Here is a 21,821-nt window from a genome sequence, read left to right as displayed (position 1 = left end):
CGCCAAGTTTAGGTAATCCGGGGGAGGCGGCCAATGCTAGACTCAGCGGTCCTGAAACCCGCGGACATCCCATGGCCAAACGCCACCTGACCCGTCGCCAGAGCTGGCGGATCGAGAAAATCCAGACCGAACGCGCCGCCCGCGCGGAAAAGCGCGAATCCAAGCTGATCGACGAGCTCGAAGGCGGCGACCTGGGCCCGGAGCAACAGGGCCTGGTGATCGCCCACTTCGGCGTTCAAGTGGAGGTCGAGGATGACGACGGCCAGCTGCAGCGCTGTCACCTGCGTGCCAACCTGCCGACCCTGGTCACCGGCGACCGGGTGGTGTTTCGCGCCAGCCTCCAGGGCAATGGCGTCATCGTCGCCCAGCTGCCGCGCCGCTCGGAAATCTGCCGGCCGGACATGCGCGGCCTGCTCAAGCCGGTGGCGGCCAACGTCGACCGCCTGGTGATCGTCTTCGCCCCGCTGCCCACGCCCCACGCCAACCTCATCGACCGCTACCTGGTGGCCGCCGAGCACGCCGGCATCCAGCCGCTGCTGCTGCTCAACAAGGCCGACCTGATCGACGAGCACAACGGCCCGGCGCTGGACGACCTGCTGGGCATCTACCGCGAACTGGACTATCCGCTGCTGGAGGTCTCGGCCCACAATGGCCTGAGCATGGACCAGCTCAAGAGTGCCCTGGACGAGCACGTCAGTGTCTTCGTCGGTCAGTCCGGGGTGGGCAAGTCGTCGCTGGTGAATGCCCTGCTGCCGGGCGTCGATACCCGCGTCGGCCCGCTGTCCGAGCTGACCAACAAGGGCACCCACACCACTACCACCGCCCGGCTCTTCCACTTTCCCGACGGCGGCGACCTGATCGACTCGCCCGGCATCCGCGAATTCGGCCTCAGTCACGTCAGCCGTGATGATGTCGAAGCTGGCTTCAAGGAATTCGGCGACTACCTGGGCCACTGCCGTTTCCGCGACTGCAAGCATGAGCGGGAGCCCGGTTGCGCCCTGCTCGCTGCCCTGGAGCGCGGTGACATCCATCCGCAGCGGATGGCCAGTTACCGGCATATCCTGGCCAGCCTCGAAGGCGAGTCGCGCTACTAAGCAAAACGCCGGGCAAGCCCGGCGTTTTGCTCTATCAGTCGAGGACCATCAGCCAAAGACGCGGAAGCGCTCGGCGTCGTCCATGAAGCCCTTCTCGGGGAAGTCGCCTTCGTTGGAGCCGAAGGGCATCTGGGCGCGCAGGTGCCAGGTCTCCGGCAGCTTCCACTCGGCGGCGGCCAGGGCGTCGGGCAGCGGATTGTAGTGCTGCAGGCTGGCGCCGATACCGGCATTGGCCAGGGCCGTCCACACCGAGAACTGGGCGATACCGCTGGCCTGCTCCGACCAGATCGGGAAGTTGTCGGCGTAGGCCGGATACTTGTCCTGCAGGCCGGCAACCACATGCCGATCCTCGTAGAACAGCACAGTGCCGGCACCGGCGGCGAAGCTGTTGATCTTGCCTTCGGTGGCGGCGAAGGCGTCGGCCGGCACGATCTGCCGCAGCGCCTGCATGACGAAGCCCCAGAACTTGTCGCTCTCGGCGCCGAACAGGATCACCGCGCGCGAACTCTGCGAATTGAAGGCGGAGGGCGACAGCTTGACGGCCTCCTGGATCAGCGCGGTGACCTGGTCCTGGGCCAGCGGCAGATTCTTGCCCAGCGCGTACTGGCTGCGGCGGCGCTTGATGGTGTCGATAAAGGCGTTGCTCATCGGAAGGCTCCTGCAAGGGAATCGGAGATCGGGAGACCGCGCACGAGGGCGCAAGGTGCCCGATCCGTCATGAAACCCCTGCAGCTTAACCAGCCGTCTTCACGTCAACGGACGAAAAAACCGAACGCTAGCAGCGAATTTTCCTATCTATCAGCGCGACCGTTCAGGGCTTGCTCTGGATGACACCCGCATCGAAGGCATTGATCTGCTGCTTGAAGGCCGCGTTGTTGATGGGTTGCGCCAGGTTACCGGTGGCGCTGACGCCACCGCTGGAGACCCCGCTCCGGCTCGCCGCCGGGGCGGCGCCGGCCGCGGGCTTGGGTGCCTGGTTGCCGCCGGCGCGTCCCTCGATGGCCTGCTGGGCCTTCTTGGTCAGCACGATGATGTCGATGCGGCGGTTGACCGGATTGAGCGGATGCTCGCGATCGAAGGGGGCCGAGGAGGCATAGCCGACGATCCGCGCCACCTGCTCTTCCGGATAGCCACCGGCGATCAGCGCCCGGCGTGCGGCGTTGGCGCGACCGGCGGACAGCTCCCAGTTGCTGAAGTCACCCTTGCCGTTGTAGCGCGCCGCATCGGTATGGCCGCTGATGCTGATCTTGTTCGGCACTTGGCGAATGGTGTCGGCCATGGCCAGCAGGATGTCCTCGAAATAGGACTTCAGCCGCGGACTGCCGGAGTCGAACATCGGCCGGTTCTCGGCATCGACGATCTGGATGCGCAGGCCGTCCTGGGTGATTTCCAGCAGGATCTGGTCCTTGAACTTCTGCAGTTCCGGATTCTGCTCGATCTTGTTCTGCAGCTCCTGCAGCAACAGCTCCAGGCGCTCCTTGTCGACCTGCTCGGCGATCTTTTCCGCCTGGCTGGCATCCATCTTCTGGGCCTGCTGGTTCTGATCCTTCTGCGCCGCCGCATTCGGCTGGCGATCCGGCGAACTGTCCGGCGACTGGGTCGGATCGGGCTGCACCCGGTTGGAATCGTTGGGGTCGGCGCGCTCCTCCATGTCCGGGTTGACCTTGTTCTGGGTCGAATCCGGCTGGGCCTGGATCTCGGGATTCAGGGTGCGGTCGGGCGCCGGCGTCGGCGTGCCGCCCAGGTCGATGACATAGGGGCTGGCGCTTTCGGTGAAGCCGATCGGATCCTGGAAGTAGCCGGCGATGGCCTTCTTCTGTTCCGGGGTGGCCGAGGACATCAGCCAGAGCACCAGGAAGAACGCCATCATGGCGGTGGCGAAGTCGGCGAAGGCGATCTTCCAGGCGCCGCCGTGGTGGCCGGCGGCGCTCTTCTTGACGCGCTTGACGATGATCGGCTGGTTGTTGTCCATCAGCTGCCCCGCATCGCCTGCTCGAGTTCACTGAAGGATGGCCGGTGCGCCGGGAACAGCACCTTGCGACCGAATTCCACGGCGACGGTGGGCGGCATGCCGCTGGCAGCGGCGACCAGGCAGGCCTTGATGGCCTCCAGCACATTGAGTTCTTCCTTGGCGTCGTGCTCCAGGCAGGTCGCCAGCGGTCCGAAGAAGCCGTAGGCCGCGAGAATACCGAGGAAGGTCCCCACCAGGGCCGCACCCACATGGCCACCGATGGCCGCCTGGTCGCCCTCGCCGAGCATGCCCATGGTGATCACGATGCCCAGTACCGCGGCGACGATGCCGAAGCCGGGCAGGCCGTCAGCGACCCGCGATACCGCGTGGGACGGATGCTCCAGCTCTTCCTTGATGCCGGCCAGTTCCATGTCGAACAGGCCTTCCAGCTCGTGGGGGGCCATGTTGCCGGAGGACATCAATCGCAGGTAGTCGGCGACGTAGGCGGTCATCCGCTCATCCTTGAGGATGTTCGGGTACTTGCTGAAGATCGGACTGGCCTTGGGGTCCTCGACGTCCGCCTCGATGGACATCATGCCCTCGCGCCGGCTCTTGTTGAGGATCTCGTAGAGCAGCTTCAGCACGTCCAGGTAGAAGGCGTGGGTGAAGCGATTGCCAAACATCTTCAGCGACTTCTTGAACACCTGCATGAAGGTGCTGCCCGGGTTGGCCTGCAGGAAGGCCCCCAGGGCGGCACCGCCGATGATCAGGACCTCGAGTGGCTGGATGATCGCAGCGATCTTGCCATGCGCGAGGATGTAGCCGCCGAGGACAGCCGCGAATATCACGATGATGCCGATGATTTTTGCCATGGTTGGGAATACTGTGTGCTAAGGAAAATTGAGCCGGGGAATCACCCTCACGCCCCCTTTATCGGACCCGGCGCCCCGGACTGAAGGCCTTTCATCAAATTTCAAGGCGACCGTCGTATGTCCAGCCGCCCGAACACCGTCGAAGACTGGGTCAAACACCTGGAAGGCGTGCGCCTGCCGGTGGCCACCGCCACCGCGGAGCGTCTGCGCCGCGCCCTGGCCGATGGCCGTCTGGCGTTGCATGAGATCGCCGAACGGCTCTGCGAGTCACCCCCCCTGGCGCTGGCCCTGCTGCGCGAGGCCAATCGCGGCCATGCCAGCCTCGGCGATCCGGCCGCCAGTCTGGAAGCCGTGCTCGGCCGCGTCGGACTCGGCCCGGCGGAATACCTGATCGCCCGCCAGCCGACCCTGGCCGAGGAACGCCTGCCGCGTCCGCTGCGGCAGCTGTGCCTGGTCAGCCAGCACGCCATGACCCTAGGGCTGGGCCTGTTCGGCGTGCCCCTGGCGCGACTGTGGCCGGACATCCGCCTGGCCGCCCTGCTCTTTCTGGCGCCGCTCTGGCCGCTGGCGACCCGCTATCCGGAACTCTTCGAGGAATGGGAGCGGCGGGTGCTGGGCGAAGGCGAACCGGCGATAAAGGTCGAGCGCGAGCTGCTCGGCGTGCCGGCGATCCGCCTGTGCCAGGCGCTGGCCCGTCACTGGCAGCTGCCCGAGTGGATCGTCGAAGGCTATCGGCTGCTGGACCAGGATCGCCGGCAACTGGTCAGGGCGTTGCACATCGCCCATGGCGACGATCCTCTCGAACAGCAGCAGCGCCTCGACGACGACCCCACGCTACGGCGCTGGCTGACCCATCCCGGCAACACCATCCTCCTGGCCAACGGCCTGGCGCTGGCCAGCCACCATGCCTGGGACGGTCCCCACACCCTGCGCTGGCAGCGCTTCAGCGCCCTCTACCTGCAACTGCCACTGGCACGGGTGCAGAGTCGCAGCCACGAACTGGCGGTGCAGGACGCCCAGCGCCATGCCCGACCCGGCCTCTGGCACCCGGCCGAAGGCCTGGTCTGGCCGCCGGGCGAACGGCGCCTCAAGCCGGTGCCCCGGGTGCAGGTCGCCAGCGAGAGTCAGGCGCAGCGCTGGCGCGGACTCTGCGAGCAGTTGCTGCACACGCCCAGCGCCTTCGCCACCCTGCCCCAGCTGTTCGATTGCGCCCGCCAGGCGCTGGTGGCCTGCGGCCTGCCGCGGCTGCTGCTGCTGGCTCCGGATCGCAACGGCCAGAAGGGCAATGTCCAGCTGCACCATGGCCTGGACGACGCCCCCGGCCTGCAACTGGACATCGCCAGCCATCCGCTGCTGGCCAAGCTGTTCGGCAGCCCCGGCCAGTTGCGCATCGATGACGGCAACCGAGCGCGTTTCGCGCCGCACCTGCCCGCCGATCTGCGCCGGCTGTTCAGCAACGAACGGCTCTGGCTGCGCAGTCTAGGCTTTGGCGAACGGGTGGTGCTGCTGGCGATCCTGGACAGCGAACTGCAGCCGGCGGATCCCCGTCGGACCGCGGCGCTGGACAAGACCTTCACCTGCATCGAGCGCGCCATCGGCACCTTTGCCAATCGTCCGCGGGTACGACCGACCTGACGCTGGCCGGTCAACCTCGGTACACTTCACCTTTGCTACGGACCGACGGGAAATCCGCGATGCCCTTTTCCGCCCTGCCCCTGGTGATCGAACCGGCCGATCTCGCGGCGCGCCTGGATGCGCCCGAACTCATCCTGGTGGATCTCTGCAGCGCCGCCCACTATGCCGAGGGCCATCTGCCCGGCGCGCGCCATGTCGCGCCCGCCCGCACCCAGCTGGGCAGCAAGCCGGCGCCCGGCCTGCTGCCGGCCCAGGCGGACCTGGAGCAGCTGTTCGGCGAACTGGGCCAGCGCGACGAAGCCGTCTACGTGGTCTATGACGACGAAGGCGGCGGTTGGGCCGGACGCTTCATCTGGCTGCTCGATGTCATCGGGCACGGCCACTATCACTACCTCAACGGCGGCCGCCAGGGCTGGATCGCCGCCGGCCTGCCGCTGAGCACCTCGGTGCCCGCGCCGGCCGGGGCACCGGTCGCCCTGACCCTGCACGAGGAACCCACCGCCAGCCGCGCCTATCTGCAGAGCCGGCTGGGCGCCGAGGACCTGGCCATCTGGGATGCCCGCGGCGCCGACGAATACCGCGGCGAAAAGGTGCTGACCGCCCGTGGTGGCCACATTCCCGGGGCGATCAACTTCGAGTGGACCGCCGGCATGGATCGCGAGCGCCAACTGCGCATCCGCGAGGACCTGGGCGCCGAACTCGAACGCCTTGGCATCACCCGCGACAAGGAAATCATCACCCACTGCCAGACCCATCACCGATCCGGCTTCACCTACCTCGCGGCCAAGGCCCTGGGCTATCCGCGGGTCAAAGCCTATGCCGGCTCCTGGGGCGAATGGGGCAACCACCCCGACACCCCCATCGAATGACTGCCAAGGACCTCCCATGAAACTGCAAGACCGACTGTTCATCCTCGCCCAGCACCTGCTGCCGCACCATCTGCTGTCGCGGGTGATCGGCGGCTTCGCCGAGTGCCGGGCGCCCTGGTTCAAGAATCTGCTGACCCGCTGGTTCGTCCGTCACTATGACGTCGACATGCGCCAGGCCCAGGTGGAAGACCCCACCGCCTACGAGAACTTCAACGCCTTCTTCACCCGCGCCCTGAAGCCCGGCGCGCGCCCACTGCCGGCCGAAGCCGGCGTGGTGGTGAGCCCGAGCGACGGCGCCATCAGCCAGCTCGGTCGCATCGAGCACGGCCGCATCTTCCAGGCCAAGGGCCACAGCTACAGCCTGCTGGAGCTGCTCGGCGGCGACGGCCTGCGCGCCGCGCCCTTCATGGGCGGCCATTTCGCCACCATCTACCTGTCGCCCAAGGACTACCACCGGGTGCACATGCCGCTCACCGGCACCTTGAAGGAGATGGTCTATGTGCCCGGCCGCATCTTTTCGGTCAACCAGCTCACCGCCGAGAACGTGCCCGAACTGTTCGCCCGCAACGAGCGGGTGGTCTGCATCTTCGATACCGCCGTGGGCCCCATGGCGGTCATCCTGGTCGGCGCCATGATCGTCGCCAGCATCGAGACGGTCTGGGCCGGCCTGGTCACGCCGCCCAAGCGCGAACTCAAGAGCTTTGCCTACGACGAGGCCGCCCGCGCGCCCATCACCCTGCGTACCGGCGACGAGCTGGGGCGCTTCAAGCTGGGCTCCACCGCCATCGTGCTGTTCGGCACGGACGCGGTGAACTGGTCCGCTGAACTCGGCGCGTTGTCCACCGTCAACATGGGGCAACTGCTGGGGGTTCCGACCACGTCGGCCCCCTTGACCACCGTTTCCGAGCCAGGGCCTCTCGCCTAGATGCGCGGTTCATTGCCCATCGAACCAGGAGTGTGCGCGGCGAATGGATAGCAAAAGGCCACAGCTCATGTTGCGGGTACCGACGCCCGATCAGCGCAGCCTGACGTTTTGTGACGCCACCCCGGCCGGCCTCAAGCGCTGGCTGGAGCAATTGCCACGGGCCAAGCTGGGCGAATTCGCCCGGCTGCTCTATCAGGGCCTGCTGGAACTCAACCGGCTGATCCTGACGCCGGAAGCGCGCCTGCGCCTGCTCGAAGCCCTGCGCTCGGACGTGCAGCGGGTCTGCCAGCAGCTCGAACGTCATGTGCTCAACCAGGCCATCGTGCTCGACGAGCGCTCGCGCAAGGTGGCCAATCTCTGCCAGGCCCTGCAGAACCTGCTGGCCGCCGGCTACAAGCTGATCGTGGTCGAGGAAAGCGAGCGCGGCGAACGCAGCACCCTGCTGGCCACCGCCATCCAGCGCGCCCTGCGCGCGCTGCTCGGGCCGCTGATCCGCGCCGCCCAGCTCTATACCCCGGTGCACGACAACCTCTGGCTGGAGCTGCACCAGCTCTATCGGCTGGCAGTGACCACCGGCCTGCACAACCAGAAGATTCGCGACGAACTGCTGCCCGGCGACGGCAGCCAGACCATCACCCAGGCCTATGGCGCCGCCCTGCTGTTTGGTGCCGCGCGCTGCAACCAGCTGCGCCAGAGCCATATCGCCCAGCTGACCCTGCACCTGGACGACTGGGCCAGCCTGATCCGCCTGCAAGGGCCCGAGCAGAACGGCACCCTGATGGTGGTGGCGCCGCAGATCGACGCGCCGCCGCGTTATCGTTCGCTGTTGCGTGAAGCCAATCTCAACGGTCTGCTCGGTCTTGCGCCGCAACAGCTGGTGCAGGCCATCGAGGACTATCTGGCGCTGGCGCCGGAGCAGCGGCCGCGCGCGCGCCTGCCGGTGCACGGCGACCTGTCCCTGGATCTGCTGCAGCACCTGGTCGGCGCCTGGGGCCAGGAAGCGGACCGCGCCTTCCAGCGCATGCCCGGCCAGGGCCAGGTGCAGGTCTGCATCGGCATGAGCGCCCTGCATTACCAGCTCGCGGGGGGGCAGGTGTTCGCCGACACCCTGCGCCTGTCGGCGCAGGCCGTGCCGGACGCCTTTGCGCCCAAGCCCAAGGAAGACGTCTGGTCGCTGGCCTTCGATGCCGATACCCGCGCACCCGACGCCCTGGACTGGAGCGCCGAGTCCCTGGAAGAAATCCATTACGACGTCCTGCCCGGCGACGGCGAGGCGGCCAGTCCGGCCTTTCCGATCCATGCGGTGCAGGTGGTCAACCACAGTCCGGGCGGCTATTGCCTGAGCTGGAGCGGCGAGGTCCCCGAGCAGCTGCAGGCCGGCGAACTGCTCGGCGTGCGCCTGCCCGAGGATCACAACTGGGGCCCGGCGGTGGTGCGCTGGGTACGCCAGGTGCCCGGCAGCGGAACCCACATGGGCGTCGAACTGCTGGCCCCCACCGCACGGCCCTGCGGGCTGCAGCTGCTGCGCAAGGCCGAGCAGAACAGTCAGTACCTGCGTGCCCTGCTGCTGCCGGAGATCAAGGCCATCGACCAGGCGCCGACCCTGATCGCGCCGCGACTACCCTTTCAGGAGGGCAGCAAGGTGCAGATCAATCAGCAGGGCAACGAGCAGCGCGGCATGCTCGACCGGCGTCGCAGCATGACGGTCAGCTTCAGCGTCTTCGAATATCACCTGCTGGAACAGAGCGGTGCCAAGCCCAGCGGCGGCCCTGCCGGTGGTGGTGCCCGGCAGGAAGAAGACTTTGACTCGCTGTGGAAGTCTCTGTAGCTTCGATAAATCATCGTTATCGCCAGGGCGCGAATAGACCATGGCCGCCGAACACAGTGCGATCCGCCTGTTACTGCTCGAAGCATCGCAGAACGAGGCGGAACGCCTGGTCAGTCTGTTCCGCAATGCCGGACGGGCGACGCGGGCCCAGCGCCTGGCCGACCCTGCAGGTCTCGACGAACTGCTGTCCCAGTCCTGGGACCTCGCCATCCTCGCCCCGCCCTCTCCCGAGCTCGACAGCCTGAGCGCGCTGCGCCAGTTGCGTCGCCGCGTGCCCCAACTCGCCGTCATCCAGCGGGTGCCGCCGGACGATCCCGCAGCGGTGCTCGACGCCCTGCGCCTGGGCGCCCGCGATGGCATCGCCAGCGACAACGACGAGCACCTGTTGCTGGCCAGTCTGCGCGAACTCGGCAACCTGGCGGAACGCCACGAACGCCGGCGCCTGGAGCAGGCCCTGGCCGAGGCCGAACAGCGCTGCCAGCTGCTGCTGGCCAACGCCGTGGAGGCGGTCGCCTATGTCCACGACGGCCTGCATATCCACGTCAACTCGGCCTATGTGGAGCTGCTGGGCTATCCGTCCGCGGAAGACCTGGAGATCACGCCGCTGATGGATCTCATCGCCGCCGCCGACCAGCCGGCGCTGCGCGAAGCCTTCCGCCAGTTGCGCGACGACCCCAGCCCCCGCGAACTGGACTGCCGGTGCGTCCGCCAGGACGGCAGCACCCTCGGCGTGCGCCTGCGCCTGACGCCGGCCATCTACCTCGATGAACCCTGCGTGCAGCTGCACCTGCGCGAGGAACGCGCGGCCCCGGCCGCCGAGGCCCTCGAGGAACAGCTGCGCGAGGTGCGCTTCCAGGACACCCTCACCGGTCTGCTCAATCGCAGCCGCATGCTCGAACTGCTCGAAGACGCCCTGGAGCGCGCCCGACTCGGCGCGCCGGCCAGCTTCGCCTACCTGAGCATCGATCGCTATCCGACCCTGCTGGCGGAGCTGGGCATAGGTGCCATGGACGAGTTGCTGGTAGCCCTGGCCGAGCGCCTGCGCGAGCACTTCGGCACCCTGGTGACCCTCTCGCGCTTCGCCGATGATGCCTTTACCGCCCTCCTGCCGCAGGCGGCCGACGCCAGCCTGGACAGCGCCTTCGAGCGCCTGCTGGGTCGTCAGGAGCGGCAGCCGCTGACCCTGGCCGGGCGCACCCTGGCGATCAGCTATTCCATCGGCGTGGTCAGCCTGGACAACCACACCAAGAGCGCCGGTGATCTGGTGGACCGGGCGCACCGCTCCGCGCGCCAGGTCGCCCAGCGCGGCGGCAACGCCTGCAAACGCTACGATCCCCAGGAAGAGCTGGCCGCCGCCGCCAATCGCGGCAATCTGGTGGCCATGGTCAAGCAGGCCCTGCAGCAGAACGGCTTCCGCCTGCTGTTCCAGCCGGTGATCGGCCTGCGCGGCAGCAGCTACGAGTACTACGAGGCGCTGCTGCGGCTGGTCAATCCCCAGGGCGAAGAGGTCTCCCCGACCGAATTCGCCCGCACCGCCCGCGACAGCGGCCTGAGCGGCCAGATCGATCGCTGGGTGATCCAGCAGGCGGTGCGTCAGCTGGGCGAACACCGCGCCCGCGGCCACGGTACCCGCATCTTCGTGCACCTCTCGGGCGCGACCCTGGGCGATCTGGAGTTGCTGCCCTGGCTGCGGGAAACCCTGCAGGGGCAACAGCTGGACGCCGAGGCGGTGATCTTCCAGCTCAGCGAAGAAGACCTGCTGGCCCAGCCGGAGCAGGCCCTGGCCATGGCGCAGCGCCTGCGCCGCCAGGGTCATCCGGTCACCCTGAGCGGCTTTGCCGCCGGCGATCCGCCTCTGGCGTCGCTGCGGCTGCTGGTACCGGATTACGTCAAGCTGTCGGGCAAGCTGATCAAGGATCTGGGACAGCCGGAGCACCAGGAGCGGCTCAAGGCCATGGTCGCCGAGTTGAGCGCCCAGAACGTCCAGACCATCGCGCCCTTCGTCGAGAGCGCCAGCGTGCTGGCCCAGCTCTGGCAGGTCGGGGTGCACTTCATCCAGGGCTACTACCTGCAGGAGCCCAGTCAGGCGATGGACTACGAATTCCACCCCGAGCACTAGGGCTCGGGGTGGCCGTCGAACGCGACCTCAGCCGCGGGTAAGCCGGTCTTCCACGCCGAGCAGATAGAGCACGCCATCCAGGCCCAGCACGCTCACCGACTGACGCGCGGACTGGCGCACCAGCGGCTTGGCGCGAAAGGCCACGCCCAGCCCGGCCAGGGCCAGCATCGGCAGGTCGTTGGCGCCGTCGCCCACGGCGATGGTCTGCTCCAGCGTCAGGCCTTCACGGCTGGCCAGTTCCTGCAGCAGGTCGGCCTTGCGCTGGGCATCGACGATGGGCTCGACGGCGCGGCCGGTCAGCTTGCCGTCGACGATCTCCAGTTCGTTGGCATAGACGTAGTCGATGCCCAGACGTGCCTGCACCTGGCGGGCGAAATAGGTGAAGCCGCCGGAAAGGATGGCGGTCTTGTAGCCCAGCCGCTTCAACTCGGCGAACAGCCGCTCGGCGCCCTCGGTCAGGCGCAGCCCGGCACCGATGTCTTCCAGTACCTCTTCGGACAGGCCCTGCAGCAGCGCCATGCGCTCGGTGAAGCTGGCGCGGAAGTCGATCTCGCCACGCATGGCGCGCTCGGTGATGGCCGCCACCCGCTCGCCGATGCCGGCGGCCTTGGCCAGTTCATCGATGACCTCGGCCTGGATCAGGGTGCTGTCCATGTCGAACACCGCCAGGCGGCGATGCTGCCGCTGCAGATCGTCAGGTTGCCAGCCGATGTCGGCCTGGCCTTCCTGAGCCAGCGCCAGCAGCCCCGCGCGCAGCGCCTGGGGCTCGTGCGGCTCGCCGGTGACGCGCAGCTCCAGGGCTGCGCGCGTGGTCGCGCCCGGCTCGCTCAGGGCGCGGATGGCATGGATGTTCAGGCCCTGCTCGCGGCACAGCGCGGCCAGGCGGGTCAGCGGCAGATCGGCCAGGGTACGACCCATCAGCGTCAGGACATGGGCTTCGCCGGTTTCCGGCGCCGGCTGCGCCAGGGGCGCCACCTGCAGGCCCAGGGCCTGCAGCGCCTGCTGCAACGCGGCGCCAGCACTTGCCGGGCTGATCAGCAGGGTCACGGCGGCACTGTTGTCCAACCCCTGCTGCTGCAGCGATTCCAGCCGGGCACCGGCCGCGGCCAGGGCGCCGGTGAGAGCAGCCAACCAGTCGGCGGGCAGGATACCCACGGCCTGGAGTCCGATAACGTCTTGCATGGCGATCCCCTCGCGGAAAAGCGCGCAGTCTACCCTTTCGCCCCGACGGTGCCGAGCCATGGGCACCGGCTGGCGGCGGGAGTCCACCGCCGGCCTCTTTTGCGGGCGAAGCCCTGCATTCGCCGTTTTCGCACCCCTGGCGCGCTGGTTATACTGGCCGCACATTTTTTGTCCAAAGAAACGATTTCTGTGACCCGCCCCGCGACCGTCAAGCCCGATAATTTCTTCCTGCTGATCTACCGAGCCCTGCGCCAGCGTCGTGTGCCGGTGGCCTTGCGCATCGTTTCCCACAGCCTGCTGCTGGTGGCGGCCGCCCTGGTGATCTATGCCGGCATCATGAGCATGCAGTTTCGCCATGCCATGCAGCAGCAGGCCGACGCCGTCGGCCAGAGCCTGGTGACCCAGACCGCCAACTCCGCCGCCGAATTGCTGGTGGCCAACGACAACCTCAGCCTCAACGTGCTGCTGAGCAACCTGGCGCGCAATCCGCTGGTGGCCCATGCCGCGGTCTACAGCCCGGACAACCGGGTGCTGGCCGAATCCGGCACGCGCCCGAGCCAGGGCCTGCTGACCGCCACCGACGGCATCTACAGCACGCCGATCCGCTTTCAGGACGTCACCGCCGGCCAGGTGCGCCTGGCGCTGGACATGGACCAGTTCCAGCAGCCGATGATGATCAGCCTGCAGAACATGGGACTGCTGGGCCTCATCCTGTTGGCCCTGACGCTGATCCTCAGCCTGCGCCTCGGGCGCCAGCTGTCGACGCCGCTGCTGGAGCTGCGCGTCTGGCTGCGCGATCCCGATGACCCCGCACCGGGCGCCGGTCGCCTCGACGAACTGGGCGACCTGGCTCGTCAGCTGCAGAGCCGCCTGGTACCGCCCAAGCCGCCCAAGGCGGAAGTGGCCGACGAAGACGACGATCCCTTCGCCGACGAGCAGGGTGGCCTGAGCGTCAAGCCGCCTGCGCGCAAGGCCGCCGCCAAACCGGCCGCGCGCAAGGCGCCCGTGGCAGACGCCGACAGCGAGCTGGACGCCGACGCCTTCGCCGAGCTGGTACCGGACTCCTTCACCGAGCCGCCGCCCACGCCCGCTCCGGTGGTGCCCACCGAACCCGATATCGTCACCTCCGCGGTGCTGGCCATCCAGCTCGGCGCCCAGGACCAGCTCAGCCGGCTGCCGCGCAGCCGCCTCGAACAGCTGCTGGAGCGCTATCGCGACTGCCTGCAGCAGGCCACCGAGCTCTATGACGGCGAACTCCACACCCTCAAGGACGGGGGCAGCCTGATCCTCTTCCACGAGCGCAGCGACGACGACGACTACCTGACCCGCGCGCTATGCTGCGGCGAGATCATGCGTGCCCTGGGTCATGCGCTGCAGGTGGAAGTGGTCGGCAGCGGTGCAACCCTGCAGCTGCAACTGGGTCTGACGCAGGGCGAACGCCTCGCCGGCCTGGAGCTTGCCCAATTGCTGGAAAACACCACCGTGCGCAATGCCCAGGCGCTGAGTCGCCACAGTCGCAACCTGTTGCTGGTCGAGCAGAGCATCGCCGAGGACGAGCTGCTGCGTAAACGCGCCCGTATCCGCACCATCGCCAGCCCCGCCGGGGCCAGTTGCGTGGAACGTCTCCTGGAACCCTACTCCGCGACGCTGGAGCGTCATCTGGTCCGGCTCGAGGCGCGTTAAAGCGCCCACCCGACCCCACCTATGAGCGCCCTCCTGCCCCGTCTCGCCCTCGTTGCGCTGTTGCTGGCGGCCTGCGCTGCCCAGGCGGCGCCCAACGCGAGCAGCGTGCGACTGCCCGATGGCGGGGTCTATACCGGCGAGATCGTCAGCGGTCTGCTCAACGGCAGCGGGCGCATCGAGTGGCCCAACGGCAACTGGCTCAAGGGCCGCTTCAAGGACGGCCTGGCCGAGGGCCCCGGCGAACAGCAATTCGCCGACGGCACCTACTACCAGGGCACCTTTCGCCGCGGTCTCTACCATGGCCAGGGCAATCTGATCAGCAGCAGCGGCTGGGAGTACCACGGCAGCTTCGTCAATGGCCGCATGCAGGGCCAGGGCTCCAAGCTCGACAGCGACGGCACCCAGACCATCGGCACCTTCAACGACGGCCACCTCAATGGCGTCGGCCAGTGGCAGGAGCCGGGCGGCGATCGCTATGACGGCGAATTCGTCGACGACCAGTTCGAAGGCGCCGGCGTCTATCGCAGCGCCGGTGGCGATCTCTGGCGCGGGCGCTTCAGTGGCGGCGAGCTGACCGGCAACGGCGAATTCGTCGGCAGCGACAGCAGCCAGTACCGCGGCGCCTTCCGCAACTGGAAATTCGATGGCCAGGGCGTGCTCACCAACAGCGACGGCAGCGTCTATCGCGGCAACTTCGCCGATGGCGTCTATGCCGGCATGGGCGTCCTGACCCGCGCCGACGGCCAGGTGGAACGGGGCCTCTGGGAAGGCGGCAAGCGCATCCGCGACGACCAGGGCCAGTACATCGCCGATCCCCTGGAGCGCGCCCTGCTCGATCAGGGCAAGGTGCTCGACCAGGAATTGCAGCAGATCCCTGCCTCCACCCCCGCCACCGAACTCTATGGCCTGGTCCTGGCCGGCGACGGCGGCCAGGGCGTGTTCCAGCGCGAGGCCAACTATGTGGCCAACTTCCTGACCACCACCTGGGGCGCCCGCGACGTCGTCCACCTGATCAACGCCAAGGACATCCGCAGCGACCATCCGCTGGCCACCCGCGAGAATCTCTACCAGAGCCTGCAGGCGCTGGCCCAGCGCACCGGTCCGGAAGACCTCATCCTCATCTACCTGACCAGCCACGGCTCGGCCGACCATCAGCTGGTGCTCTCCCAGCCGGGCCTGGATCTCTCCAGCCTGCCGGCGGCGGAGCTCGGCCGCCTGCTCGCGCCGCTGCGCGGACGCGACAAGCTGATCATCGTCTCCAGCTGCTACAGCGGCGGCTTCATCCCGCAACTGCAGGACGACCATACCCTGGTGATGACCGCCTCCAAGGCCGATCGCACCTCCTTCGGTTGCACCGACGAAGCCGATTTCACCTACTTCGGCCGTGCCCTGTTCGCCGAGGCCTTCCAGCACACCGACGATCCCGAGCAGGCCTTCCAGCGCGCCCGCGACACCGTGTCGGTGCGCGAGAAGACCGAAGGCTTCGACCCGTCCGAGCCGCAGCTCTGGGCGCCGCCGGCCGTGCTGCAGAAGTGGCGCGCCTGGCGCGCGGGTCGCTGAGAACTGCCTTTGCCTTGGGGCTTTGACGAACAACCGGAACGCCTGAGGTCCAACCTGACATCAGCGGTCGCCGCTACAAGGAGAGCCCCGTGTACCTGACGCCTCAGCATGCCCTCATCGCCGGCGCCACTGGCCTGACCGGCGAACACCTGCTCGACCGCCTCCTCAACGAGCCGACGGTCCCCCGGGTGCTGGCGCCGACCCGTCGCCCGCTGGCGGAACACGCCCGGCTGGACAATCCGGTGGGTGACCTCAACAGCCTGCTGCCGACCCTGGAAGGCCCGCTGGACGTGGCTTTCTGCTGCCTGGGCACCACCATGAAGCAGGCCGGCTCCGAAGCCGCCTTTCGCGCCGTGGACTATGGCCTGCCCCTGGCGGTCGGCCAGCGCGCCCTGGAACTGGGCGCCCGCCACTACATCGTGGTCAGCGCCATCGGCGCCGATCCGCAATCCTCGATCTTCTACAACAAGGTCAAGGGCGAGCTTGAAGAAGCCCTGCGCGCCCAGGGCTGGACGCAACTGACCCTGGCCCGACCGTCGCTGCTGATCGGCCAGCGCCAGGAAGAACGCCTGGGCGAGCGCCTGGCCGCCCCCTTGTCGCAATGGCTGCCCGGCAAGTGGCACGGCATCGAAGCCGCCGTGCTGGCCCGCGCGCTCTGGCGCCTGGCCCTGGAAGAAGGCAAGGGCGTGCGCGTGGTGGAATCGGACGAATTGCGCAAGCTGGGGCGATGAAGGCGTAGAGCCAGGGGCAGAGTTGCCGCCCTCGCGGTCATGGCGGTCCGCCGATGCGGCCACTCCCCGCTCGGATAGCCCCCTCTCCCTCCGGAAGAGCGTTGGGGTGAGGGCACGCCTCACGACGAAGCCACCCGCGGAAAAGGCTGCGCCGTTTTCCACGCTACGGAGCCTGCACAAGACCCTCCTCGCTTGGATAAGCCCCCTCTCCCTCTGGGAGAGGGCTGGGGTGAGGGCGCGCCTCACGGCGAACTCACCAGCGGAAAAGGCTGTGCCGTTTTCCATACTACCGAGCTATCAAGGCCACTCAGGCCGGCTGGGCCAGCACCATCTGGTCGACCTCCTGCACCAGCCAGTCGTGCAGGGCGCGCAGGCGGGGATCGGCCAGGGCGCCCTGGGCATAGAGCAGCATGTACCTCTTGTGCGCCGGTACCGAACGGCCGAAGGGCGGCACCACCAGCACGCCACGGGCCAGCTCGTCGGTGATCAAGGCGCGGCGGGCGATGGCGACGCCCATGCCGGCGATGGCCGCCTCTATGGTCAGGTGGTTGCGGTTGAAGGTGTGACCCCGCCGCACATCCAGCGCCGGCGCGCCGATGCTGGCCAGATAGAATTCCCATTCGGCGTATTCGTAGCTGCCGCGCCAGGCGGTGATGTCGTGCAGCAGCGGATAGAACTCCAGGTCCTCCGGCCGCTCCAGCGGCGGTCGCCCCGCCAGCAGGCTGGGCGCGCAGACCGGAAAGATCTCTTCCTCCATCAGCGGCGTCGAGGCCAGGCCCGGATAGCTGCCGTCGTTGAGGTCGATGGCCAGGTCGAATTCGCCCTCGCGCAGCGACCAGCTGCTGTCTTCGGCCACCAGCCGCAGTTGCAGGTCGGGAAAGCGCGCCTGCAGCCGCGGCAGTCGCGGCGTCAGCCACTTGCCCAGGAACGAAGGGATCGACCTGAGGCGCACCACGCCGCCGAACTGACCGGCGTTGAGACGGCGCAATTCGGCGTCGATCAGCCCATAGGCCTGATTCAGGGTGGTTGCCAGGCGCTGGCCTTCGGCGGTCAGCTCCAGGCCACGGGCCACCCGGTGAAACAGCTTGAAGCCCAGGCGCTCTTCCAGCTGGCGCATCTGCTGGCTGATGGCGCCCGGCGTCACGTGCAACTCTTCGGCGCAGCGCGTGAAGGACAGGTGCCGGGCGGCGCAGGCGAAGACCTGCAGCCAGGCCTGGGTTTGGGCGTTGAGGATCCGGCTCATCGATGAGTTCCGCTAAAGGATCGCTTAGAAGCTTTCGTTTGTGCGAGCTGAGGGCTTATCACCACTATGAGCCATCCGCCGGCACCTTGTCTGGCGACCATTCAAGCTCAATCAGGGATTATCGTCATGGCCATCAGCGTCTTCGACCTGTTCAAAATCGGCGTGGGTCCGTCCAGTTCCCATACCGTGGGCCCGATGCGGGCCGGCGCCCTGTTCGCCCAGCGCCTGGTCGACGAAGGTCTGCTGGAACAGGTCAAGCGGATCGAGGTACGCCTTTACGGATCGCTCTCGGCCACCGGCGTCGGCCATGGCACCGACCGCGCCACCCTGATCGGCCTCATGGGCGAATGGCCGGATCGCGTCGATCCCGCCGCCGTGGAGCCGCGCATCGAAGCCCTGCGCAATGAGCGCCAGCTGCTGCTGGCCGGGCGCCAGGCGATCCACTTCGACTGGCAGGAAGACCTGCTGCTCCTAGACGAGAGCCTGCCCTATCACCCCAATGCCATGACCCTGACCGCCTTTGGCGCCACCGGCGAGGTGGCCGAGGCGACCTACTATTCCATCGGTGGTGGCTTCGTAGTGGACGCCGCCCAGGCCGCCAGCGGCGTGCTGGACAACGACACCACCGAACTGCCCTACGACTTCTCCAGCGGCGCCGAGCTGCTGCAGCTGTGTCGCCGTCATGGCCTGGGCGTGGCCGAGCTGATGCTGGCCAACGAAAAGAGCTGGCGCTCCGAGGAAGAGATCCGCAGCGGCCTGCTGCGCATCTGGAGCGTGATGCGCGAATGCGTGCAGAACGGTCTCGCCAACGAGGGCATCCTGCCCGGCGGCCTCAAGGTGCGTCGCCGCGCCGCCCGCCTGCACCAGAGTCTGCAGGCCATCGGCAAGCCCAACGTCATCGGCTCCACGCTCTCCGCCATGGAATGGGTCAACCTCTTCGCCCTGGCGGTGAACGAGGAGAACGCCGCCGGCGGACGCATGGTCACCGCGCCCACCAACGGCGCGGCCGGGATCATCCCGGCGGTGCTGATGTACTACATGAAATTCAATCCCGACGCCTGCGACGACGACGTGGTGCGCTTCATGCTCGCCGCCGCCGCGGTCGGCATCCTGTGCAAGAAGAACGCCTCCATCTCCGGTGCCGAGGTGGGCTGCCAGGGCGAGGTCGGCTCGGCCTGCGCCATGGCCGCGGCCGGTCTGGCCGAGGTGCTGGGCGCCAGTCCGGCGCAGCTGGAAAACGCCGCCGAGATCGGCCTGGAGCACAACCTGGGACTGACCTGCGATCCGGTCGGCGGCCTGGTGCAGGTGCCCTGCATCGAGCGCAATGCCATCGCCGCGGTCAAGGCGATCAACGCCGCCCAGATGGCCCTGCGCGGCGACGGCGAGCACTTCATCTCCCTCGACCAGGTGATCCGCACCATGAAGGAAACCGGCGCGGACATGCACAGCAAGTACAAGGAAACCTCGCGCGGCGGCCTGGCCGTGACCTTTGTGGAGTGCTGAGCCAGCCTTGACGCGGGCGGTACGGATTGCCGAAAGTCGGGGTTTACCTGCACGGGAAGCCCCATGAGCCTCGACTCCGTCCGCCAGCACCTTGCCTGCATCGCTCCCGATCTCGAGATCCTCGAGGCCACCACCAGTACCGCGACCGTCACCCTGGCCGCGGCCGCCCATGGCGTGGAGCCGGGGCGGATCGCCAAGACCCTGGGGCTGAAAGTCGGGGAGCAGCAGTTGCTGTTGGTGGCTCGCGGCGATGCGCGCCTGGACAACCGCAAGCTCAAGGCCGCCTTCGGTGGCAAGGCCAAGCTGCTCGATGCCGCCACCGTGGAAGGCCTCACCGGGCATCCGGTGGGCGGCGTCTGCCCGTTCGGGCTGGCCACACCGCTGCCGGTCTATTGCGATGAATCGCTGAAAGCCTTCGACGAGGTATTACCGGCCGCGGGTGCCATCCACAGCTGCGTGCGCCTCACCCCGGAGCGGCTGGCCGCCCTCAGCGAGGCGCGCTGGGTGGATGTCTGCGAGGTGGGCGATCAGCGCAGCTGATCGTTCTTTTCCACGTCGCGCCGGTCCTTGTTCAACACCACGCAGGCGTAGTAGCCGCCGCCGAGCAGGATGAGTGCGAGCAGGCTGAAGAGAATCATGAAGATACCATCGTCCATGGCTGCCTCCGAGGGATGCCAGAAAGGGATGGATAAAGCTTAGGCCTCCCGCCGCCCGCGTTACAGCAGCAGGTAGACACATGAAAAACCGGATCAGATGGGGCCCGGCTCGCTATAGTGACGGTCTCCCCTGCCCTGGCCCTGCATGAAGCGCTACGAAAGATTCGCCGATCAGCTCGCCACCCTCATGACCCGCGGTGTCCTCGCCCCCGGCGAGCGGCTGCCCTCGGTACGTAGCGCCAGCCAGACCCATGGCATCAGCCCCTCCACGGTGTTCCAGGCCTATTACCTGCTGGAGAGTCGCGGGCTGATCGAGGCCCGCGAGCGGTCCGGCTATTTCGTCCGCGAACCGGCCCGGGCGCGCGACGCGGCGCCGCTGTTGGCGCCTCTGGAAGGCACCGAGGTCGCGGTGAGCGACCTGGTCTATTCGGTGCTGCAGTCGCTGCAGGATCCGGACATCGTGCCCTTCGGCTCGGCCTTTCCCAGCCCTGATCTCTTTCCCCTGGCGCGCCTGGCCCGCAGCATGGCCCACGGCCTGCGCGATCTGCCCGCCCAAGACCTCACCGCCTACGTCACCCCCGGTCATCCCGAGTTGCGCCGGCAGATCGCCCGGCGCTACGGCCTGGCCGGCATGCCGGAGGTCGGCGAAGAACTGGTGATCACCCACGGCGCCCTGGAGGCGCTGAATCTGGGACTGCAGAGCCTGACCCGTCCCGGCGATCTGGTGGCGGTGGAAAGCCCGGCCTTCTACGCCAGCCTGCAGGTGCTGGAGCGGCTGCAGCTCAAGGCGGTGGAGATTCCCGTCGATGCCGAGCGCGGGCTCAACCTGGACGCCCTGGAAGAAGCCCTGAGTCGCCTGCCGATCAAGGCCTGCTGGTTCATGAGCGGCCTGCAGAATCCCACCGGGGTCAGTCTCGACGATAGCGCCCAGCAGCGCCTCTATGGCCTGCTGCAACGCCATCAGGTTCCGCTGTTGGAAGACGATGTCTACGCCGAACTCTACAGCGGCAGCGAACCGCACCGCCCGGTCAAGCGCTTCGACCGCGACGGTCTGGTGCTGCACTGCGGCTCCTTTTCCAAGTGCCTGGCGCCCGGCTATCGCATCGGCTGGATCGCCGCCGGTCGCCAGGCCGGCGCCGTCGCGCGGTTGCGGCTGATGACCACCATCACCCCCTCGATGCCGGCCCAGGCCGCCCTGGCCGACTACCTCCAGCACGGCGGCTATGATCGCCACCTGCGTCGTCTGCGCCTGAGTCTTGATCGCCAGCGCCAGGCCATGCTGACTGCGGCGCGGCGCTACTTTCCCGCCGACACCCACGTCAGCCGGCCCCAGGGTGGCTACTTTCTCTGGTTCGAATTGCCCACCCGGGTGGACAGCCTGGCGCTCTACCGCCAGGCCCTCGCCGAAGGCATCAGCCTGGCGCCGGGCCCGATCTTTTCCGCGCAGCAGGGCTTTCGCCACTGCATCAGACTCAATTGCGGGCATCCCTGGGACGCCCGCAGCGAGGCGGCCATGGCCAGGCTCGGCGAGTTGCTGAAGGCGTTCTAGAGGCCGCCACGCACACTGCCGCGCCCACCGATGGCGGCCGGCAGGGACAGCGGCAGCAGCAGGGTGTCGAGCAGGGCGCTGGCAGGCAGGTCCAGCACCGGCCAGGCCGGTGCCTCGGCGCCAAAGCGCTCCCAAGCGCAACAGCCGCCCTGCAGGGCATAGAGATCCAGCCGGGTACCGGAATAGACCACCGGCGCGCTGGGCTTGGCGGCATCCAGGGTGCGCGCCGTGGCGCAGCCGCCGAGGACCAGGACAGTCGTCAGCAGCAGGCCGAGGCGCGCGACGGCCCTAGGTTCTATACGAAAACTGCCTGCGCTCGGTGATGCTGCGTTAAAAATCAGCTGGAATGCCAGCCCAGTCGGAATGCTCATTTACCATTCGTAAACTCGAGCGCGAGCCCGGTCCGCTTCCTCGCTGATTT

At 67.8% G+C, this 21,821-nt stretch carries 19 protein-coding genes; 12 read left to right on the top strand and 7 right to left on the bottom strand.

The genetic code is table 11. The features are described 5' to 3' along the window. The first annotated feature begins 71 nt into the window (after positions 1 to 71). Entirely contained in the window at positions 72 to 1,094 is a 1,023-nt protein-coding gene (gene rsgA / locus ACZ5R1_RS02555; protein WP_007161170.1) for a small ribosomal subunit biogenesis GTPase RsgA, read from the top strand. Positions 1,095 to 1,142: 48 nt separating this feature from the next. Here rsgA and ACZ5R1_RS02550 read toward each other — a convergent pair whose 3' ends face one another. The 3 genes from ACZ5R1_RS02550 to motA form a co-directional block, all read right to left on the bottom strand. Beyond that, on the bottom strand, positions 1,143 to 1,742 hold the full coding sequence (locus tag ACZ5R1_RS02550) for a nitroreductase family protein (protein ID WP_007161171.1): 600 nt from the start codon (positions 1,740 to 1,742) through the stop codon (positions 1,143 to 1,145). Positions 1,743 to 1,905: 163 nt separating this feature from the next. After that, complete coding sequence (locus ACZ5R1_RS02545) at positions 1,906 to 3,066, bottom strand: flagellar motor protein MotB (RefSeq protein ID WP_042137344.1); 1,161 nt, start codon at positions 3,064 to 3,066, stop codon at positions 1,906 to 1,908. Beyond that, on the bottom strand, positions 3,066 to 3,917 hold the full coding sequence (gene motA / locus ACZ5R1_RS02540) for a flagellar motor stator protein MotA (RefSeq protein ID WP_017642892.1): 852 nt from the start codon (positions 3,915 to 3,917) through the stop codon (positions 3,066 to 3,068). The genes ACZ5R1_RS02545 and motA overlap by 1 nt, the downstream gene beginning before the upstream one ends. 117 nt (positions 3,918 to 4,034) lie before the next feature. On the opposite strand from motA, the gene ACZ5R1_RS02535 reads away from it, so the two are divergent. The 5 genes from ACZ5R1_RS02535 (at position 4,035) to ACZ5R1_RS02515 (ending at position 11,293) form a co-directional block, all read left to right on the top strand. After that, positions 4,035 to 5,552, top strand: coding sequence for an HDOD domain-containing protein (locus ACZ5R1_RS02535; protein ID WP_464712802.1), 1,518 nt, complete (start codon positions 4,035 to 4,037; stop codon positions 5,550 to 5,552). Positions 5,553 to 5,611: 59 nt separating this feature from the next. Then, positions 5,612 to 6,421 carry a rhodanese-like domain-containing protein gene (locus ACZ5R1_RS02530; RefSeq protein ID WP_044341038.1) on the top strand — a complete coding sequence of 270 codons (810 nt, stop codon included), beginning with the start codon at positions 5,612 to 5,614 and terminating at the stop codon, positions 6,419 to 6,421. Positions 6,422 to 6,437: 16 nt separating this feature from the next. Then, positions 6,438 to 7,346, top strand: coding sequence for an archaetidylserine decarboxylase (gene asd, locus ACZ5R1_RS02525; protein WP_464712801.1), 909 nt, complete (start codon positions 6,438 to 6,440; stop codon positions 7,344 to 7,346). Between the two features lie 67 nt (positions 7,347 to 7,413). Beyond that, positions 7,414 to 9,174: a molecular chaperone gene (locus ACZ5R1_RS02520; protein ID WP_169854438.1), complete on the top strand. Its 1,761-nt coding sequence runs from the start codon at positions 7,414 to 7,416 to the stop codon at positions 9,172 to 9,174. Positions 9,175 to 9,214: 40 nt separating this feature from the next. Beyond that, positions 9,215 to 11,293 carry an EAL domain-containing protein gene (locus ACZ5R1_RS02515; RefSeq protein ID WP_464712800.1) on the top strand — a complete coding sequence of 693 codons (2,079 nt, stop codon included), beginning with the start codon at positions 9,215 to 9,217 and terminating at the stop codon, positions 11,291 to 11,293. A gap of 27 nt (positions 11,294 to 11,320) precedes the next feature. Here the strand turns inward: ACZ5R1_RS02515 and serB are convergent, their stop codons facing one another. After that, positions 11,321 to 12,475 carry a phosphoserine phosphatase SerB gene (serB, locus tag ACZ5R1_RS02510; RefSeq protein WP_042137332.1) on the bottom strand — a complete coding sequence of 385 codons (1,155 nt, stop codon included), beginning with the start codon at positions 12,473 to 12,475 and terminating at the stop codon, positions 11,321 to 11,323. A 189-nt stretch (positions 12,476 to 12,664) separates the two neighbouring features. Here serB and ACZ5R1_RS02505 point away from each other — a divergent pair, with 189 nt between their 5' ends. The 3 genes from ACZ5R1_RS02505 to ACZ5R1_RS02495 all read left to right on the top strand — a co-directional run bounded on the left by ACZ5R1_RS02505 (position 12,665) and on the right by ACZ5R1_RS02495 (position 16,449). Beyond that, a complete protein-coding gene (locus ACZ5R1_RS02505) occupies positions 12,665 to 14,158 on the top strand; it encodes an AhpA/YtjB family protein (RefSeq protein WP_027598855.1) in 1,494 nt (497 codons plus the stop codon). A gap of 21 nt (positions 14,159 to 14,179) precedes the next feature. Further along, positions 14,180 to 15,718: a C13 family peptidase gene (locus ACZ5R1_RS02500; protein ID WP_027598856.1), complete on the top strand. Its 1,539-nt coding sequence runs from the start codon at positions 14,180 to 14,182 to the stop codon at positions 15,716 to 15,718. A gap of 89 nt (positions 15,719 to 15,807) precedes the next feature. After that, entirely contained in the window at positions 15,808 to 16,449 is a 642-nt protein-coding gene (locus ACZ5R1_RS02495) for an oxidoreductase (protein WP_017642883.1), read from the top strand. Between the two features lie 307 nt (positions 16,450 to 16,756). Here ACZ5R1_RS02495 and ACZ5R1_RS02490 read toward each other — a convergent pair whose 3' ends face one another. Continuing rightward, positions 16,757 to 17,692, bottom strand: coding sequence for a LysR substrate-binding domain-containing protein (locus tag ACZ5R1_RS02490; RefSeq protein WP_017642882.1), 936 nt, complete (start codon positions 17,690 to 17,692; stop codon positions 16,757 to 16,759). A gap of 126 nt (positions 17,693 to 17,818) precedes the next feature. On the opposite strand from ACZ5R1_RS02490, the gene ACZ5R1_RS02485 reads away from it, so the two are divergent. Both ACZ5R1_RS02485 and ACZ5R1_RS02480 read left to right on the top strand, forming a co-directional pair. Then, positions 17,819 to 19,195 carry an L-serine ammonia-lyase gene (locus ACZ5R1_RS02485; protein ID WP_042137329.1) on the top strand — a complete coding sequence of 459 codons (1,377 nt, stop codon included), beginning with the start codon at positions 17,819 to 17,821 and terminating at the stop codon, positions 19,193 to 19,195. A 63-nt stretch (positions 19,196 to 19,258) separates the two neighbouring features. Further along, positions 19,259 to 19,735: a YbaK/EbsC family protein gene (locus tag ACZ5R1_RS02480; RefSeq protein ID WP_042137327.1), complete on the top strand. Its 477-nt coding sequence runs from the start codon at positions 19,259 to 19,261 to the stop codon at positions 19,733 to 19,735. Here ACZ5R1_RS02480 and ACZ5R1_RS02475 read toward each other — a convergent pair. After that, the gene (locus tag ACZ5R1_RS02475; RefSeq protein WP_007161186.1) at positions 19,723 to 19,851 is read right to left on the bottom strand and encodes a hypothetical protein; all 129 of its coding nucleotides are present in this window, start codon (positions 19,849 to 19,851) and stop codon (positions 19,723 to 19,725) included. The genes ACZ5R1_RS02480 and ACZ5R1_RS02475 overlap by 13 nt on opposite strands. A 145-nt stretch (positions 19,852 to 19,996) precedes the next feature. Here ACZ5R1_RS02475 and ACZ5R1_RS02470 point away from each other — a divergent pair, with 145 nt between their 5' ends. Continuing rightward, positions 19,997 to 21,400 carry an aminotransferase-like domain-containing protein gene (locus ACZ5R1_RS02470; protein WP_074584947.1) on the top strand — a complete coding sequence of 468 codons (1,404 nt, stop codon included), beginning with the start codon at positions 19,997 to 19,999 and terminating at the stop codon, positions 21,398 to 21,400. Here ACZ5R1_RS02470 and ACZ5R1_RS02465 read toward each other — a convergent pair. Then, entirely contained in the window at positions 21,397 to 21,669 is a 273-nt protein-coding gene (locus ACZ5R1_RS02465; RefSeq protein ID WP_464713261.1) for a YceK/YidQ family lipoprotein, read from the bottom strand. The genes ACZ5R1_RS02470 and ACZ5R1_RS02465 overlap by 4 nt on opposite strands. Between the last annotated feature and the right edge of the window lie 152 nt (positions 21,670 to 21,821).

This window comes from Pseudomonas sp. Pso3 (genome assembly GCF_055393275.1).
Note: the sequence above shows the minus strand (reverse complement) of the source record. Positions and strands in the feature narration are given on the sequence as shown.